The following is a 13,187-nucleotide window of genomic DNA, read 5'->3' on the forward strand; positions in this document are numbered from 1 at the left end:
ACAAACGAAACCCATCTACCTGACGCACAGAGATCCAAATGTGGGAGCGGGCTTGCCCGCGAAGGCGGTGGTTCAGTCAGCTCATGTGTCACTGGCACAACGCATTCGCGAGTAAGCCCGCTCCCACAATTTGACCGAGTGCAGCCGCCAGCACCGCACGGCTTTGCCTTTCTGTGGGAGCTGGCTTGCCTGCGATGCAGGCACCTCGGTCCATCAGGTACACCGGGTTGATGCCATCGCAGGCAAGCCAGCTCCCACCTTTGACCGAGTACAAACGACACCCATCTACCTGGCGCACAGAGATCCAAATGTGGGAGCGGGCTTGCCCGCGAATGCGGTAGGTCAGTCAGCTCATGTGTCACTGGCCCACCGCCTTCGCGAGCAAGCCCGCTCCCACAATTTGACCGAGTGCAGCCGCCAACACCGCACGGCTTTGCCTTTCTGTGGGAGCGGGCTTGCCCGCGAATGCGGTGGGTCAGTCAGCTCATGCGTCACTGGCACACCGCATTCGCGAGCAAGCCAGCTCCCACCTTTGACCGAGTACAAACGACACCCATCTACCTGGCGCACAGAGATCCAAATGTGGGAGCGGGCTTGCCCGCGAATGCGGTGGTTCAGTCAGCTCATGTGTCACTGATACACCGCTTTCGCGAGCAAGCCCGCTCCCACAATTTGACCGAGTTTAACTGCCAGAACCGCAGTGCTTCGCTTTTCTGTGGGAGCTGTGTTTACGCGACCTGCTGGGCCTGCTCGCGCTCTGCGACCAATTGGCGGGTGAGTGGAATCAAGCGCTTGCCGTAGTCGATTGCATCATTGAGCGGGTCGAAGCCGCGAATCAGGAAGGTGGTAATCCCCAGGTCGTAGTAATCCAACAGGGCTTCAGCGACTTGTTCGGCGGTGCCCACGAGTGAGGTGGAGTTACCTTGGGCACCAAGCAGCCCGGCAATCCCGGTCCACAACCGCTTGTCCAGCCGCGGGCCTTGCGCCGCTGCTGCCAGTAAGCGGCGTGAGCCTTCGTTCGGCGGTTCCCGTCGCACGAATCCGTTCTTCTCAGCCAGCGCCGTGGCCTGTTGCAAGATTGTCTCGGCGCGCGCCCACGCCAGTTCTTCGGTCTCGGCGAGGATCGGGCGCAACGACAAACTGAAGCGGATCGTGCGGCCATGCTTGGCCGCTTCGGCGCGCACCTGAGTCACCACTTCGCGCACTTGCTCATAGGTTTCACCCCACAGCGCATACACGTCGGCATGTTTGCCCGCCACCGCAATTGCTGCCGCGGAAGAGCCGCCGAAATACAGCGGAATGTGCGGCTGCTGCGGCGACTTCACCGTCGAGTGCGCGCCTTGCACCTGGTAGTACGTACCCGCGAAATCGAAGGGTTGCTCGCTGGTCCATTCCTGGCGCACCACGCTGAGGTACTCGTCGGTGCGCGCGTAGCGTTCGTCCTTGCCGATGTGGCTGCCATCGGCGCGCAGTTCGCGGTCATCGCCACCTGTGATGATGTGCACGGCGGTGCGCCCGCCGTTGAAAACATCCAGGGTGCTGAACTGGCGCGCAGCCAGCGTGGGCTGGGCGAAACCGGGGCGGTGCGCGATCAGGAACTGCAGCTTTTGGGTCACGCTGGCGGCATGCGCGGCGATCAGCGTGCTGTCCGGGCTGTTGGAATGGAAGGCCACCAGGGCGCGGTCGAAGCCGGCCTCTTCGTGGGCGCGGGCCACGGTTTCGACGTAGTCCGGTTGCAGGGTCGGCCCGCTGCGCGGGTGGATCTCAGAGGCGTGATGGCCGCCGATGTAGCCGATAAATTCAATGCTCATGGTCAGTCCTTGTCAGGTACGGGATCAACACCTCCTCCGGGCGTGGGGTCGGTCACTCGGCTCAAAAGTAAGGGCAGGAGTCGGGTCTGTAAAATGCCTGTTGGTTCTAACCTAAGTATTAAAATATTGAATTATTATTCGGTTTATTTATTAGTAACGTGCATTAAGCGGTGAGCTACAGGCTCAGACGAATCTGCGCACACAGCCCACCGCCCGCGCGATTGCTCAAGGTCAGCGAGCCACCGATCGCCACCACCAGCTGCTGCGCAATCGCCAGGCCCAGCCCGGTGCCGCCAGTGCCGCGATTGCGTGAGCTTTCTAGCCGATAAAACGGCTGCATGACGTGCACCAGTTCGTCCTCGGCAATCCCGGGTCCGCGGTCCAATACGCTGATCGACAGCTGCCCGGTTGGCGTCGAGCCGACTGCCAGTTCTGCGCTGCCGGCGAATTTCAGCGCGTTATCCAGCAGGTTCACCAACACTCGCCGCAAGGCGTGAGGGCGGGTGTCGAGCACCAGCGCACTTTTACCGGTGATGCTGACCTGCTTGTGCATGTCTTGATAATCAAACACCAGGCTGTCCAGAAACGCGTCGAGGTTGATGCGATGACTGGCTTCGGTAGCGCCGTGCACGCTGCGCGCGTAGGCCACGCCTTCGCGCACCAGGTGTTCCATTTCCCCCAGGTCACTCCAGAGCTTGTCGCGGTCGGCAGAATCTTCCATGAACTCGGCGCGCAGTTTCATGCGGGTAATCGGCGTTTGCAGGTCGTGGGAAATCGCCGCAAGGATCTGCATGCGTTCCTTGAGGTATTCGGCGATGCGTTGTTGCATCTGGTTGAACGCTGCCGCTGCGTGGGCCACTTCGGTCGGGCCGTGTTCGTCCAGCGGCGTCGGATGAGCGTTCGGGTCGAGGGTTTCCACCGCGCGGGCCAGGCGCGTCAGCGGGCGAATCGCCAGGCGCACGGCCAACCAGGTGCAGCCGAGCAACAGCGCCAATTGCAGGATCAGCACCACCGGCAACCAATAGGCCACGGGCAGGGCGGCCGGGCGTACATCGAGGGTGATCGGGGTGCCGTCGGCCAGGGTCAGGTGCGCCTGGAAGTGCTTCTGCAGGCCGGGAATGGTGCGAAAGGTCAGCGCGTACTGCTCGCCCAGCGCATCCGCAATCGAGGTGGCGGCCATCGGCACGTCGTCACTGCTCATCGGCTCACCGGTCTCGCCGGCATTGAGCAGGTAATGGTAGTTCTGGCGGTCGATACGCGGCAGCCAACTGGCGCGCTCGTTGGCGGGCAGGCGGTCGAGGATTGCCACCGAGGTCGACACGTCGTTCTCCAGGTTGCCGAGCATCGCGGTGCGCGCGCTGATATAGCGCTCGTAGAACTGCGCGCTGAACGACAACCCATGGGCGCACACCAGGCTGATCAGGAAGATCAGCGACAGCTGCGACGCCAGCGTGCGCGGCCAGCCCAAGCGCCATTTCATCGCGTGGCTCCAAGGATTTCCACCGCCAGGGAAAACACATACCCCTCGCTGCGCACGGTCTTGATATACGCCGGTTCACGTGCGTCATCCAACAGGCGTTGGCGCAGGCGGCTGACCAGCAGGTCGATGGAACGGTCAAACAGATCCGCGTCGCGGCCCTGGGTCAGGTTGAGCAATTGATCGCGGTTGAGCACGCGCTGCGGGTGATCGAGGAACACCCGCAGCAGGCGGTATTCGGCGCCGCTCAAGGCCACCAGCGTGTCGTCTTCGTCGAGCAGGTGGCGGGCGGTGGTGTCCAGGCGCCAACGGCCAAAACGAATCAGCCGCCCGGTTTCACTCACCACCAGGTTCGGCGGCAGCATGCGCGTGCGCCGCAACACGGCGTTGATCCGCGCCAGCAGTTCGCGGGCGGCGAAGGGTTTGACCAGGTAATCATCGGCGCCCATTTCCAGGCCGATGATGCGGTCGGTTTCATCGTTGCGCGCGGTGAGCATCAGCACCGGCGTGGCTTTGTGCTTGCCCACCCGCAACTCGCGGCACAGCTGCAAACCGTCGTCGCCGGGCATCATGATGTCCAGCACGATCAGGTCAACCGGGGTGGTGTCGAGGAAACTGCGCATCTGGCGGCCATCGGCGACCACTGTGGTGCGCATGCCGTTTTTCTTCAGGTAATTGCCCACCAGCTCGCGGATCTCGCGGTCGTCATCGACGATCAGGATATGGTCGACATGGTCCATGCTGCGTTCCTCGTTAAATGCTCATGGGCCGCAGTCTAGCCATCGCCGCAGGGTTTGCCTTGTGCCCTTTGTATTGCAGTGTATCTGGCGATAACGAGATACACAGCGAGGCAAAAAAACCGACAGGCCAGCGTCCGGCGTCGTTCACCTGCGTGCCTAAGCTAATGCCAAAAAGGTATTTATTAAGGTTTTTTAAGATCGTTTAGCTTGGTTGCTCCAACCCAAGACGCTTATGGAGTGAGCCGCCGATGCTGCAATCAGTCACCACCTTGCCGCTGCTGGATCTGTCGCAGCTTGACGGCACGCCTCAGCAACGCGGCGAATTTCTCGATGCGTTGCGCGCTGCCGCGCGGCAGATCGGCTTTTTCTACCTGACCGGCCACGGCATCGACCCGGCGCTGCTGGCTCAGGTGCAGCAGCAGGCGCGCGCATTTTTTGCCTTGCCCGAGGCCGACAAACTGGCGGTCGGCATGCTCAACTCGCCACACTTTCGCGGCTACAACCGCGCCGCTTCGGAGATCACCCGCGGCCAGCCAGACCTGCGTGAACAGTTTGATGTCGGCGCCGAACGCGAGCCACTGAACGCGGATCAACACCCGGCCGCGTGGGCCCGTCTGCAAGGCCCGAACCAATGGCCTGTCGCCTTGCCCGAACTCAAGCCGTTGGTACTGGCCTGGCAGCAGGCAATGACGCAAATGTCGTTGCGCTTGCTACGCGCCTTCGCCCAGGCCTTGTCGTTGCCCGAGCAGGCCTTTGACGCACTGTACGGTGACCAACCCAACGAGCACATCAAGCTGATCCGCTACCCCGGCCGCCACGCGCAACAAAGTCGCCAGGGCGTGGGCGCACACAAGGACTCCGGCTTTTTGAGCTTTCTGCTGCAGGACGAGCAGGCCGGTTTGCAGGTGGAGGTGGAGGAGGGCCGCTGGATCGACGCGTCGCCGCGCCCCGACACGCTGGTGGTGAATATCGGCGAACTGCTCGAGTTGGCCAGCAACGGTTATTTGCGCGCCACCGTGCACCGCGTGGTGTCGCCGCCGGTGGGCAGCGAGCGTTTGTCCCTGGCGTTTTTTCTCGGTGCGCAGCTGGATGCGGTGGTGCCGGTGTATGACTTGGCACCCGAACTGCTGCGCGATGCCCACGGGCCGACCAGCGACCCGCGCAACCCGTTGCTGCGCGATGTCGGCTGGAATTACCTCAAGGGCCGTCTGCGCTCGCACCCGGATGTCGCCCAACGTTTCTATGCCGACGCCACACTTCCCCACGCACTGTCCGCCTGATCAGGAGATCACCATGCTGAAGACATCTGCACTTACCCTGGCGGCGTTGCTGGCCTCATTGGGCGTGTCGGCCGCCGATGCGTTGCGCGTCGCCGCCGACCCGATTCCCCATGCACAGATCCTCGAATACGTGCAGAAGCTCGACCCGAGCCTGAACTTGAAGATCATCGAAATTCCCAGCGGCGTGAACTCCAACGAGTTGCTGGCCCATGGTGATGTCGACGCCAATTACTTCCAGCATCTGCCGTTTCTCAATGCTCAGGAGCAGGCGCTCGGGCAGAAGTTCGCGGTGGCTGCTACGGTGCATATCGAACCGCTGGGCATTTACTCCCATCGCCATACCGGCTTCGCCCAGGTGCCGGACAAAGGCACGGTGGCAGTGCCGAACAACGTCACCAACCTCAGCCGCGCGCTGTACCTGTTGCAAGCCAATGGCCTGATCACGCTCAAGCCGGGTTTCAATGACGCGTCCAGGGAGCAGGCCACGCCCAAGGACATCGCCGAGAACCCCAAGCATCTGAAGATTCTGGAGATCGAGTCGCCGCAAATTCCGCGCGCGCTGGACGATGTGGACCTGGCGGTGATCAATGGCAACTTCGCCCTGGAAGCCGGGTTGGTGCCGGCCAAAGACGCCTTGGGCCTGGAGAAAGCCGAGGGCAACCCTTACGCGAATATCCTGGTGACCACGCCGAAACTCGCGGATGACCCGCGCATCAAGCAACTGGCCAAGGACCTGCGCTCGCCGGAAGTGGCCAAGTTCATCAACGAAAAATACGCGGGCTCGGTGATCCCGGTGGCGGTCGAATGATCGTCGTCGAGGGCGTCAGCAAAACCTACGCCGACGGCCAGCCGGCGGCCCTGGATAACGTGTCGTTGCGGATAAACGACGGGTCGATTTTTGGCATTGTCGGCCGTAGCGGGGCGGGTAAAAGTACCTTGCTGCGCTGCCTTAACCTGCTGGAGCGGCCCACCTCCGGGCGCATCCTTTTGGACGGCCAGGACCTGACCCAACTGAGCGACAGGCAACTGCGCGAGCAACGCCAGCGCATCGGCATGATCTTCCAGGGCTTCAACCTCCTGCATTCACGCACGGTGGCGGGCAACGTCGCGGTGCCGCTGGAAATCGCCAAGGTGCCCAAGGTTGAGCGCGCGGCGCGGGTGGCCGAGTTGCTGGCGTTGGTAGGCTTGAGTGACAAGGCTGAGGCGTTTCCTTCGCAGCTCTCCGGCGGGCAGAAACAACGCGTGGGCATTGCCCGTGCATTGGCGGCGCGTCCGGCGTATCTGTTGTCGGATGAGGCCACCAGCGCGCTTGACCCGCAAACCACCGCGTCGATTCTTGAGTTGTTGCGCGACATCAACCGGCAGCTGGGCGTGACCATCGTGTTGATCACCCATGAACTCGAGGTGGTCAAGGCCATCTGCGACAGCGCGGTGTCGCTGGCCGATGGACGCGTGGTGGAAAGCGGCACGCTGCTGCAATTGCAAGCCGACCCGGCATCGCACCTGGGCCGTTCGCTGGCGCCAAGCCTGCCGGTGGTGAGGGCCGTATGAAAACCGACTGGAACGAGATTGTTCAACTGCTGCTCAACGCCACCGGCGAAACCCTGTACATGGTGCTGCTGGCGGGCATGTTCACGCTGTTGATCGGCTTGCCGCTGGGCGTGGTGCTGTTTATCAGCCGACGCGGCGGCTTGTTGCCTTTGCCACGGCTCAACCGGGCGTTGGGCGCCGTGATCAACCTGGGACGGTCATTGCCGTTTGTGGTGATGCTGATCGCGTTGATCCCACTGACGCGCCTGATCGTCGGCACCACATTGGGCAGTACGGCGGCCGTGGTGCCGATCACGATTGGCGCTTTTCCATTTTTTGCGCGCATCGTCGAGACCGCCCTGGATGAAGTGGACAAGGGGCGCATAGAAGCCATCGTTGCCATGGGCGGTGATGCGCGCCATGTGATCCTCAAAGTGTTGCTGCCGGAAGCCTTGCCCGCGCTGGTGGCCGGGGTGACGCTGACGCTGGTGATGCTGATCGGCTTTTCCTCCATGGCTGGCGTGATCGGTGGCGGCGGGCTGGGCGACCTGGCGATTCGTTATGGTTATCAGCGTTTCAACAACCAGATCATGGTGGTCACGGTCATCGTTCTGGTGGTGCTGGTGCAGGGCGTGCAAAGCCTGGGGGATCGCTGTGTGAGGTCGCTGGCGCACCGCCGATCCTGACTTTGCCCCAGGGCGAAAAAGACCTGCGGTCGGTCCGTGCCAAGGGCCTGGTGTTTTCCGAGCCGCGCTCGTTGCAACTGCTGGATTATTTGAAACGCGTCGGCCCCAGCGAAGCGCCGGTGTTGATCAATGGCGAGACCGGCACCGGCAAGTCCACCACGGCATGCTCAAGGGGCGCACACGGCCTTGAGCAGCAGCGTCTCGAATAGCTGCTGCGCGCGTGGTTCATCACTGTGGGCGACATTAAAACGCATCGAATTGAGGTGCGCCGGGTCGTAACCGAACAAGGCGCCCGGCGCCAGAACCATGCTGTGTTTCAACGCGTGCTGGGCCAGCAGTTCGCCGTCCACTCCCTGCGGCAGCCGCGCCCAGATAAACATCCCGCCCTCGTACGCCATCGGCAGCTCGCACCCGCAACGCTTGAGCCATTGCTCGACGCGCCCGCCGCACTCCGTCAACCGTTGCACCATGCGCTTGCGGTGCTTGGCGTAGCTGCCTTCGCTGAGCATGCGATAGACCAGCTGTTCGAACAGCTCTGAGGTCACGCCGCCGCTCATCAACTTCATGTTGGTCAGGTTCGCCGCCAGTTGCGGTGCGGCCACCACATAGCTGACGCGGGTGTTGGCGCTGAGGATCTTGGAGAAACCTGACAGGTACGTGACCTCGTCCAGCCCGGCGAGGGCGGCCAGGCGCGGTGGCGGGTTGGGGTGCAGGTCGCCGTAGAGGTCATCCTCGACGATATGGCAGTGGTAGTGCTGAGTCAGTTGCAGCAGGCGAAACGCCTGGCTGGGGCTGAAGGAGTGGCCGGTGGGGTTATGCAGCACGCTGGTGGTCAGGTACAGACTGGGGCGGTGTTCGGCCAGCAGCGCCTCAAGGGCAGCGAAGTCAAAGCCGTCGGGGCGGCGCTCGAGGGTCACCACTTTGACGCCGTGCAAGGCCAGGTTGGCGTGGAAGTTGAAGTAGCACGGCGCGTCCAGCAGCACGGTGTCGCCGGAGCGTGCGAGCAGACGCATGAGCATGTCCAGGCCTTGCACGGTGTTGGGCGTGGTGATGATTTGTTCCACCGGCACTGACAGGCCTTCGCTGTGCAGTTTTTGTTGCAGCGCCTGGCGCAGCGGCAACAGCCCGGCCGGCGCGCCCAGCCCGGCGATGCGCAACGACGGCGCGCGCACCACGCTGCGCAGGGCTTGGCGGATGGCGTCGTTGTTCAGCCAGTCCTCCGGCAAGTGCCCGCTGCCAGGGCGCAGCTCGCCGCCGGCGGTGACCAAGGGGCGGCGCAACACGCTGAGCAGGTCTTGGGGTAACAGGTCGACCCAGGTCATCGCGGCGGGGCGGGCGCTGTCCATCGCCACAAAGTAGCCGCGGCCCTGGCTGGAGGTCAGCAGGTTGCGCCCGCGCAGGCGGTCCAGCGCTTCATTGAGGGTGAATTTGCTCACGCCCAGGGTCTGGGTCAATTCACGCACCGACGGCAATTTGCTGCCCGGCGCCCATTCACCGTGCTCGATGGCGTGGCTGAACGCGTCGACAATCTGCTGAACCTTGGGTGTGCCGTCAACAAAGGCGATGGCGGATACAAACATAAACCTTCCTGGTATTTGCCGGTGATTTTACCGGCCATTGGTACCGGTAAAGTTCGGTCGGATTAGGCCTCACTTTACCTGCCCTGTGCAAGGCTGCCGCTCTAGACTGCGGGCCATCAATGACAGGGATTACGTGATGGAAAGCCAACTGATCAACCCCGGCGCGCCGTTCTGCCTGGGGGTGGCCCGGCATAAATACCTGGGGGCCGAAAAGGGCCTGCAAAGCGCCATTGAAGGGGGCTACAGCCACTGGTACATCGACGCCAGCCTGTTAGGTGAAAGGGTCGAGGACTGGACTGATGCGCGCATCGCCCGCCTGCAGGAAAAGATCGCGGCCAGCAGTGTTCAGCCGATATTTCACAGTAACTTCAAGGCGCCGCTGGGCAGCGATGTCGGTGCTTTTCGTGCGGCGGCGGTGGAGTACGTGGAACGAGAGGTCGACGTTGCCAGCCGTCTGGGCGCGCCGTTGATCATCCACGGCGGCTGCATCGTCGGGCCGCAAAGGGTGCTGGAGGCCAGGGACATTGCCCTGGAGCATTACCTCAAATCGGTCAAGGAGCTGGCGCAATATGCCGAGGCCAAGGGGACGGATATCTACCTGGAGAGTCTGTCCAACTACGTCAACTACCGGATTTTCACCCACGAAGCGCAATTCGCCTTTGTGTTCGAGCACCTGCAAGCGCACAGCAATGTGTACTGCTTCCTTGACGCCGGCCACGCGCGCCTCGACAGCGGCTTGCCCGCGCAAGTGGTGCGCAAGTACCCCGCGCTGATCAAGGGCATTTCCTTCAGCAATCACAAGGAGGGGCACCACGCCGACAACTGCGCGTACGCCGAGGTGCTGCAGGCTATCGTCGAGACGAACTGGAAAGGCCTGGTGGCCTTTGAAACCTGTCACCACAGTGCGCAGGCCGCCCTGGCCGACCTGGCGCGCGCCTTCGCCGTTGTTTCTTCCAATCCGGGTTTGGGCTCATGACAAGTACGTTGACGCTTTCTTCGTTTCTCTACTTTCTGCTGTTTTGCGCCACCATGACCTTCAGCCCCGGCCCGATGACCCTGCTGCTGTTGAGCCTGGGTTTGAAGGACGGCCTGCGCAGCTCGATCCCGGCGCAGATCGGCGCCAGTGTGGCGTACCTGATCTCGATCCTGATCTTTGCCGTGGGCTTTTCGGAATTGATCAAGGGCAACCTTGCCATCACCCAGACCCTCCAGTTTGTGGGTGTGGCCTACATCCTCTACCTGGCCTACAAACAGTGGACCAGCAGCGGCGTATCAATCAACCGGGACGCTGCCGCGCAGGGCGCGCGCAGCCTGTTCGGCAAGGGCTTGCTGACCGGGTTTTCCAACCCCAAGACCCTCATCATGTTCAGCGCCGTGTTCCCACAGTTTGCCGGGGCGGGAGGGCACAGCCGCGCGGCAGATATCGCCATCCTCGGGCTTACCTTTTTGTCGTTGCAGTTTGCCAGCGGCTGCCTGTATTGCTATTTCGGCCAGCGCATCAAGCACGTGCTGGAAAACCCCAGGCGACGGGTGTTGCTGCAACGGGTCACGGCAGTGCTGTTGCTGGGTGTGGCGCTGATGCTGGCGCGCGGTTTTTCGCACTGAGGGGCGCTACCCGCAGGCTTATGAGCGGTAGTGGCGATTTGACGTCGCCCTGATAGACTCCAGGCATTCATCCAGGATCACATCAAGCCATGTCAACCGCCGGAGGAAATGGACTTCCGCTCGCTTCACGGTTGTATAAGTCGCGCACGCTGGGGCTGACGCTCGGCTTTGTGTGCGTGGTGTTTGGCATGTTTCCCCTGCATCCCCCGCTGTGGGTCTGGGCGTGGATGCTGATCAACGCCTTTGTCTGGCCGCACATGGCCTATCTGTGGTCGCGCCGCGCCAGCAACTCACTGCGCAGCGAGCGCCGTAACCTGCTGTTTGATTCCTTTTGCGGCGGGTTCTGGGTCGGTGCCATGCACTTCAACCCGCTGCCCAGTGTCACCACGCTGTCGATGATGACCATGAACAACGTCGCCATTGGCGGGCCGCGCTTTATGCTGGCGGGCTGGGTGGCGCAGGCCTTGGGTGTCGGCGCGTCGTTGCTGGTGTTCGCCCCGGCGTTCATCGCCGTCACCACTGAAACCCAGCTTTACGCCTGCTTGCCGATTCTGATGGTGTACCCGCTGGCCCTGGGCTGGATCTGCTATCGCCAGGCCGTGACCCTCGCCCGGCACAAACGCGAGTTGCTGGCGCTGAGCCGCACCGACAGCCTGTCCGGCCTGCTAAACCACGGTGCCTGGAAGGACCACCTGGAGATCGAGTTTCAACGCTGCCGCACAGAGCAGGTGGGCGCCGCCATTGCGCTGATCGACATCGACCATTTCAAGACTATCAATGACACCTACGGCCACGTCACCGGCGATATCGTGCTGCGCCAACTGAGCAAAGTGCTGCGACAGAACCTGCGCACCGCCGATCTTGCCGGGCGCTATGGTGGCGATGAGTTCTGCGTGATCCTGCCGGACATGCCCCTGCACCGCGCCACTGAAGTGATGGACGCCTTGCGCGATCGCTTCAACGCCTTGGCGTACACCCAAGACCCGACACTGCGCGCCAGCTTGAGCATTGGCCTGGCGCCGTATCAACCTGCGCATGCGGATTCGACCAGTTGGCTCAACGACGCCGACCAGGCGTTGTATGAGGCCAAGAGCAGCGGGCGCAACCGTGTGAGTTCAGTGCAAGGGAGTTGGTTGCGATCGGTCTAGTGGGGTAGGGTGGCGGCGCACCTCTCAACAAAAAAACAAGGATCGGTCCATGCTCTTCACCTTCTCCCGTACCCTCCTGGCCGCGACCCTGGCCTTGTCCTTCGCTGCGCCGGTCTACAGTGCCGAACCCCATAAACAGATCCAGGCCGGCGCCGAACAGTACAAGGCCCCCGCCCTGAAACTGCTCGAGCGCCTGGTGAATATCGATTCGGGCTCCGGCTACGAGCCCGGCCTGACCCAAGTGCGCGACATCGCCGTAGAAGAATTGAAGCAGCTTGGTTTCAACATCGAGCTGGTGCCGGACAAAGCCGCCAACAACAGTCATGTGATCGCCACCCTCAAAGGCACCGGCAAAGCCAAGATTTTGCTGATGGCCCACATGGACACGGTATTCAAGGAAGGCTCAGCCGCCGAACGCCCGTTCCACATCAAGGACGGCCGCGCCTATGGTCCCGGTGTGATGGATGACAAAGGCGGCATCGTCGCTGGCATCTATGCGCTGAAGGTGCTCAAAGACCAGGGCTTCAAGGACTACGCACAAATCACCTTCCTGCTCGACGCCAGCGAAGAAACTGGCTCTGACGCCGCCTCCGAACTGATCCGCACCACCGCCAAAGGCCACGACGTCACCCTCAATCTCGAACCCGGCCGCCCAGCCGACGGCCTGGTGGTATGGCGCAAAGGCAGCGCCACCGCCGTGGTCGAAGTCAAAGGCAAAGCCGCCCACGCCGGCGTCGCCCCGGAACTGGGCCGCAACGCCGCGATGGAAGCGGCGCACCAGATCCTGCAACTGGGCAAACTGGGCGACGAAGAGAAGAAAACCACCATCAACTTCACCGTGCTCAAGGCCGGCGACCGCGTCAACGTCATCCCCGACCAAGCGACGGCCAAGGCGGACGTACGTGCGGCATTGCCGGAAGAGTTCGACCGGATCGAGAAGGACCTGGCCCGTGTTTCGGCGAATAAGTTGATTCCGGACACCGAAGTCAAAACCAGTTTGCTGCGCGGTTTACCGCCAATGCCGCAGACGCCGGAGTCGGACAAGTTGGTCGCAATCGCCCAAGGGATTTACGGGGAGTTGGGGCGTAAGTTGACCATCGAAGGCAGCGGCGGGGCAGCGGATGCCAGTTTGTCTGCCGGGGTTGGCACGCCGACGTTGGATGGGTTCGGGATTGTCGGTGGCAACATCCATACCCCCGAGGAATATGCGGAAGTGGAGAGTGTAGCGCCGCGAATTTACTTGCTTAGCCGGATGATTATGGAGCTCTCGAAGCGGTGACCGGGGCGCCGGGTTCACTCATTTTTTGAGGGTGAACCTGGGTATCGGGTG

13 protein-coding genes are annotated in these 13,187 nt (G+C 62.3%); 9 read left to right on the forward strand and 4 right to left on the reverse strand.

Going from position 1 to position 13,187, the window contains the following annotated elements; translation table 11 throughout:
• Nucleotides 1-728 precede the first annotated feature (728 nt).
• The 3 genes from NTD89_RS18905 to NTD89_RS18915 form a co-directional block, all read right to left on the reverse strand.
• Nucleotides 729-1,811, reverse strand: coding sequence for an LLM class flavin-dependent oxidoreductase (locus NTD89_RS18905; protein WP_262209045.1), 1,083 nt, complete (start codon nucleotides 1,809-1,811; stop codon nucleotides 729-731).
• A gap of 175 nt (nucleotides 1,812-1,986) precedes the next feature.
• Nucleotides 1,987-3,291, reverse strand: coding sequence for an ATP-binding protein (locus tag NTD89_RS18910; RefSeq protein ID WP_262209046.1), 1,305 nt, complete (start codon nucleotides 3,289-3,291; stop codon nucleotides 1,987-1,989).
• Nucleotides 3,288-4,028, reverse strand: a complete 741-nt coding sequence (locus tag NTD89_RS18915; protein WP_262209048.1) for a response regulator — start codon at nucleotides 4,026-4,028, stop codon at nucleotides 3,288-3,290. The genes NTD89_RS18910 and NTD89_RS18915 overlap by 4 nt, the downstream gene beginning before the upstream one ends.
• 248 nt (nucleotides 4,029-4,276) lie before the next feature.
• Here NTD89_RS18915 and NTD89_RS18920 point away from each other — a divergent pair, with 248 nt between their 5' ends.
• The 5 genes from NTD89_RS18920 to NTD89_RS18940 are packed head-to-tail and all read left to right on the forward strand — an operon-like array spanning nucleotide 4,277 to nucleotide 7,733.
• Nucleotides 4,277-5,308, forward strand: coding sequence for an isopenicillin N synthase family dioxygenase (locus tag NTD89_RS18920; RefSeq protein WP_262209049.1), 1,032 nt, complete (start codon nucleotides 4,277-4,279; stop codon nucleotides 5,306-5,308).
• A gap of 13 nt (nucleotides 5,309-5,321) precedes the next feature.
• On the forward strand, nucleotides 5,322-6,116 hold the full coding sequence (locus NTD89_RS18925; RefSeq protein ID WP_262209050.1) for a MetQ/NlpA family ABC transporter substrate-binding protein: 795 nt from the start codon (nucleotides 5,322-5,324) through the stop codon (nucleotides 6,114-6,116).
• Entirely contained in the window at nucleotides 6,113-6,859 is a 747-nt protein-coding gene (locus NTD89_RS18930; protein ID WP_242197846.1) for a methionine ABC transporter ATP-binding protein, read from the forward strand. The genes NTD89_RS18925 and NTD89_RS18930 overlap by 4 nt, the downstream gene beginning before the upstream one ends.
• Complete coding sequence (locus tag NTD89_RS18935) at nucleotides 6,856-7,524, forward strand: methionine ABC transporter permease (protein ID WP_262209052.1); 669 nt, start codon at nucleotides 6,856-6,858, stop codon at nucleotides 7,522-7,524. The genes NTD89_RS18930 and NTD89_RS18935 overlap by 4 nt, the downstream gene beginning before the upstream one ends.
• A gap of 2 nt (nucleotides 7,525-7,526) precedes the next feature.
• Nucleotides 7,527-7,733 (forward strand): sigma 54-interacting transcriptional regulator, encoded by a 207-nt coding sequence (locus tag NTD89_RS18940; protein WP_315975615.1) that lies wholly within the window; start codon nucleotides 7,527-7,529, stop codon nucleotides 7,731-7,733.
• On the opposite strand, the gene NTD89_RS18945 is transcribed toward NTD89_RS18940, so the two are convergent.
• Entirely contained in the window at nucleotides 7,692-9,104 is a 1,413-nt protein-coding gene (locus NTD89_RS18945; protein ID WP_262209054.1) for a PLP-dependent aminotransferase family protein, read from the reverse strand. The genes NTD89_RS18940 and NTD89_RS18945 overlap by 42 nt on opposite strands.
• Nucleotides 9,105-9,240: 136 nt before the next feature.
• On the opposite strand from NTD89_RS18945, the gene NTD89_RS18950 reads away from it, so the two are divergent.
• The 4 genes from NTD89_RS18950 (at nucleotide 9,241) to NTD89_RS18965 (ending at nucleotide 13,136) form a co-directional block, all read left to right on the forward strand.
• Nucleotides 9,241-10,080 (forward strand): sugar phosphate isomerase/epimerase family protein, encoded by an 840-nt coding sequence (locus NTD89_RS18950; protein ID WP_262209056.1) that lies wholly within the window; start codon nucleotides 9,241-9,243, stop codon nucleotides 10,078-10,080.
• Complete coding sequence (locus tag NTD89_RS18955) at nucleotides 10,077-10,709, forward strand: LysE family translocator (RefSeq protein ID WP_262209058.1); 633 nt, start codon at nucleotides 10,077-10,079, stop codon at nucleotides 10,707-10,709. The genes NTD89_RS18950 and NTD89_RS18955 overlap by 4 nt, the downstream gene beginning before the upstream one ends.
• 89 nt (nucleotides 10,710-10,798) lie before the next feature.
• Nucleotides 10,799-11,857: a diguanylate cyclase gene (locus NTD89_RS18960; RefSeq protein ID WP_145165811.1), complete on the forward strand. Its 1,059-nt coding sequence runs from the start codon at nucleotides 10,799-10,801 to the stop codon at nucleotides 11,855-11,857.
• A 49-nt stretch (nucleotides 11,858-11,906) separates the two neighbouring features.
• A complete protein-coding gene (locus NTD89_RS18965; RefSeq protein ID WP_262209061.1) occupies nucleotides 11,907-13,136 on the forward strand; it encodes a M20/M25/M40 family metallo-hydrolase in 1,230 nt (409 codons plus the stop codon).
• The last annotated feature ends 51 nt before the right edge of the window (nucleotides 13,137-13,187 follow it).

The sequence above is a fragment of the Pseudomonas sp. 14P_5.3_Bac1 genome (genome assembly GCF_025466135.1).
Classification (GTDB): domain Bacteria; phylum Pseudomonadota; class Gammaproteobacteria; order Pseudomonadales; family Pseudomonadaceae; genus Aquipseudomonas.

Excerpts from the sequence above, each read along its gene's own strand:
- NTD89_RS18905 (WP_262209045.1), bottom strand. The coding sequence starts at position 1,811 with ATGAGCATTGAATTTATCGGCTACATCGGCGGCCATCACGCCTCTGAG.
- NTD89_RS18910 (WP_262209046.1), bottom strand. The coding sequence starts at position 3,291 with ATGAAATGGCGCTTGGGCTGGCCGCGCACGCTGGCGTCGCAGCTGTCG.
- NTD89_RS18915 (WP_262209048.1), bottom strand. The coding sequence starts at position 4,028 with ATGGACCATGTCGACCATATCCTGATCGTCGATGACGACCGCGAGATC.
- NTD89_RS18920 (WP_262209049.1), top strand. The coding sequence starts at position 4,277 with ATGCTGCAATCAGTCACCACCTTGCCGCTGCTGGATCTGTCGCAGCTT.
- NTD89_RS18925 (WP_262209050.1), top strand. The coding sequence starts at position 5,322 with ATGCTGAAGACATCTGCACTTACCCTGGCGGCGTTGCTGGCCTCATTG.
- NTD89_RS18930 (WP_242197846.1), top strand. The coding sequence starts at position 6,113 with ATGATCGTCGTCGAGGGCGTCAGCAAAACCTACGCCGACGGCCAGCCG.
- NTD89_RS18935 (WP_262209052.1), top strand. The coding sequence starts at position 6,856 with ATGAAAACCGACTGGAACGAGATTGTTCAACTGCTGCTCAACGCCACC.
- NTD89_RS18945 (WP_262209054.1), bottom strand. The coding sequence starts at position 9,104 with ATGTTTGTATCCGCCATCGCCTTTGTTGACGGCACACCCAAGGTTCAG.
- NTD89_RS18950 (WP_262209056.1), top strand. The coding sequence starts at position 9,241 with ATGGAAAGCCAACTGATCAACCCCGGCGCGCCGTTCTGCCTGGGGGTG.
- NTD89_RS18955 (WP_262209058.1), top strand. The coding sequence starts at position 10,077 with ATGACAAGTACGTTGACGCTTTCTTCGTTTCTCTACTTTCTGCTGTTT.
- NTD89_RS18960 (WP_145165811.1), top strand. The coding sequence starts at position 10,799 with ATGTCAACCGCCGGAGGAAATGGACTTCCGCTCGCTTCACGGTTGTAT.
- NTD89_RS18965 (WP_262209061.1), top strand. The coding sequence starts at position 11,907 with ATGCTCTTCACCTTCTCCCGTACCCTCCTGGCCGCGACCCTGGCCTTG.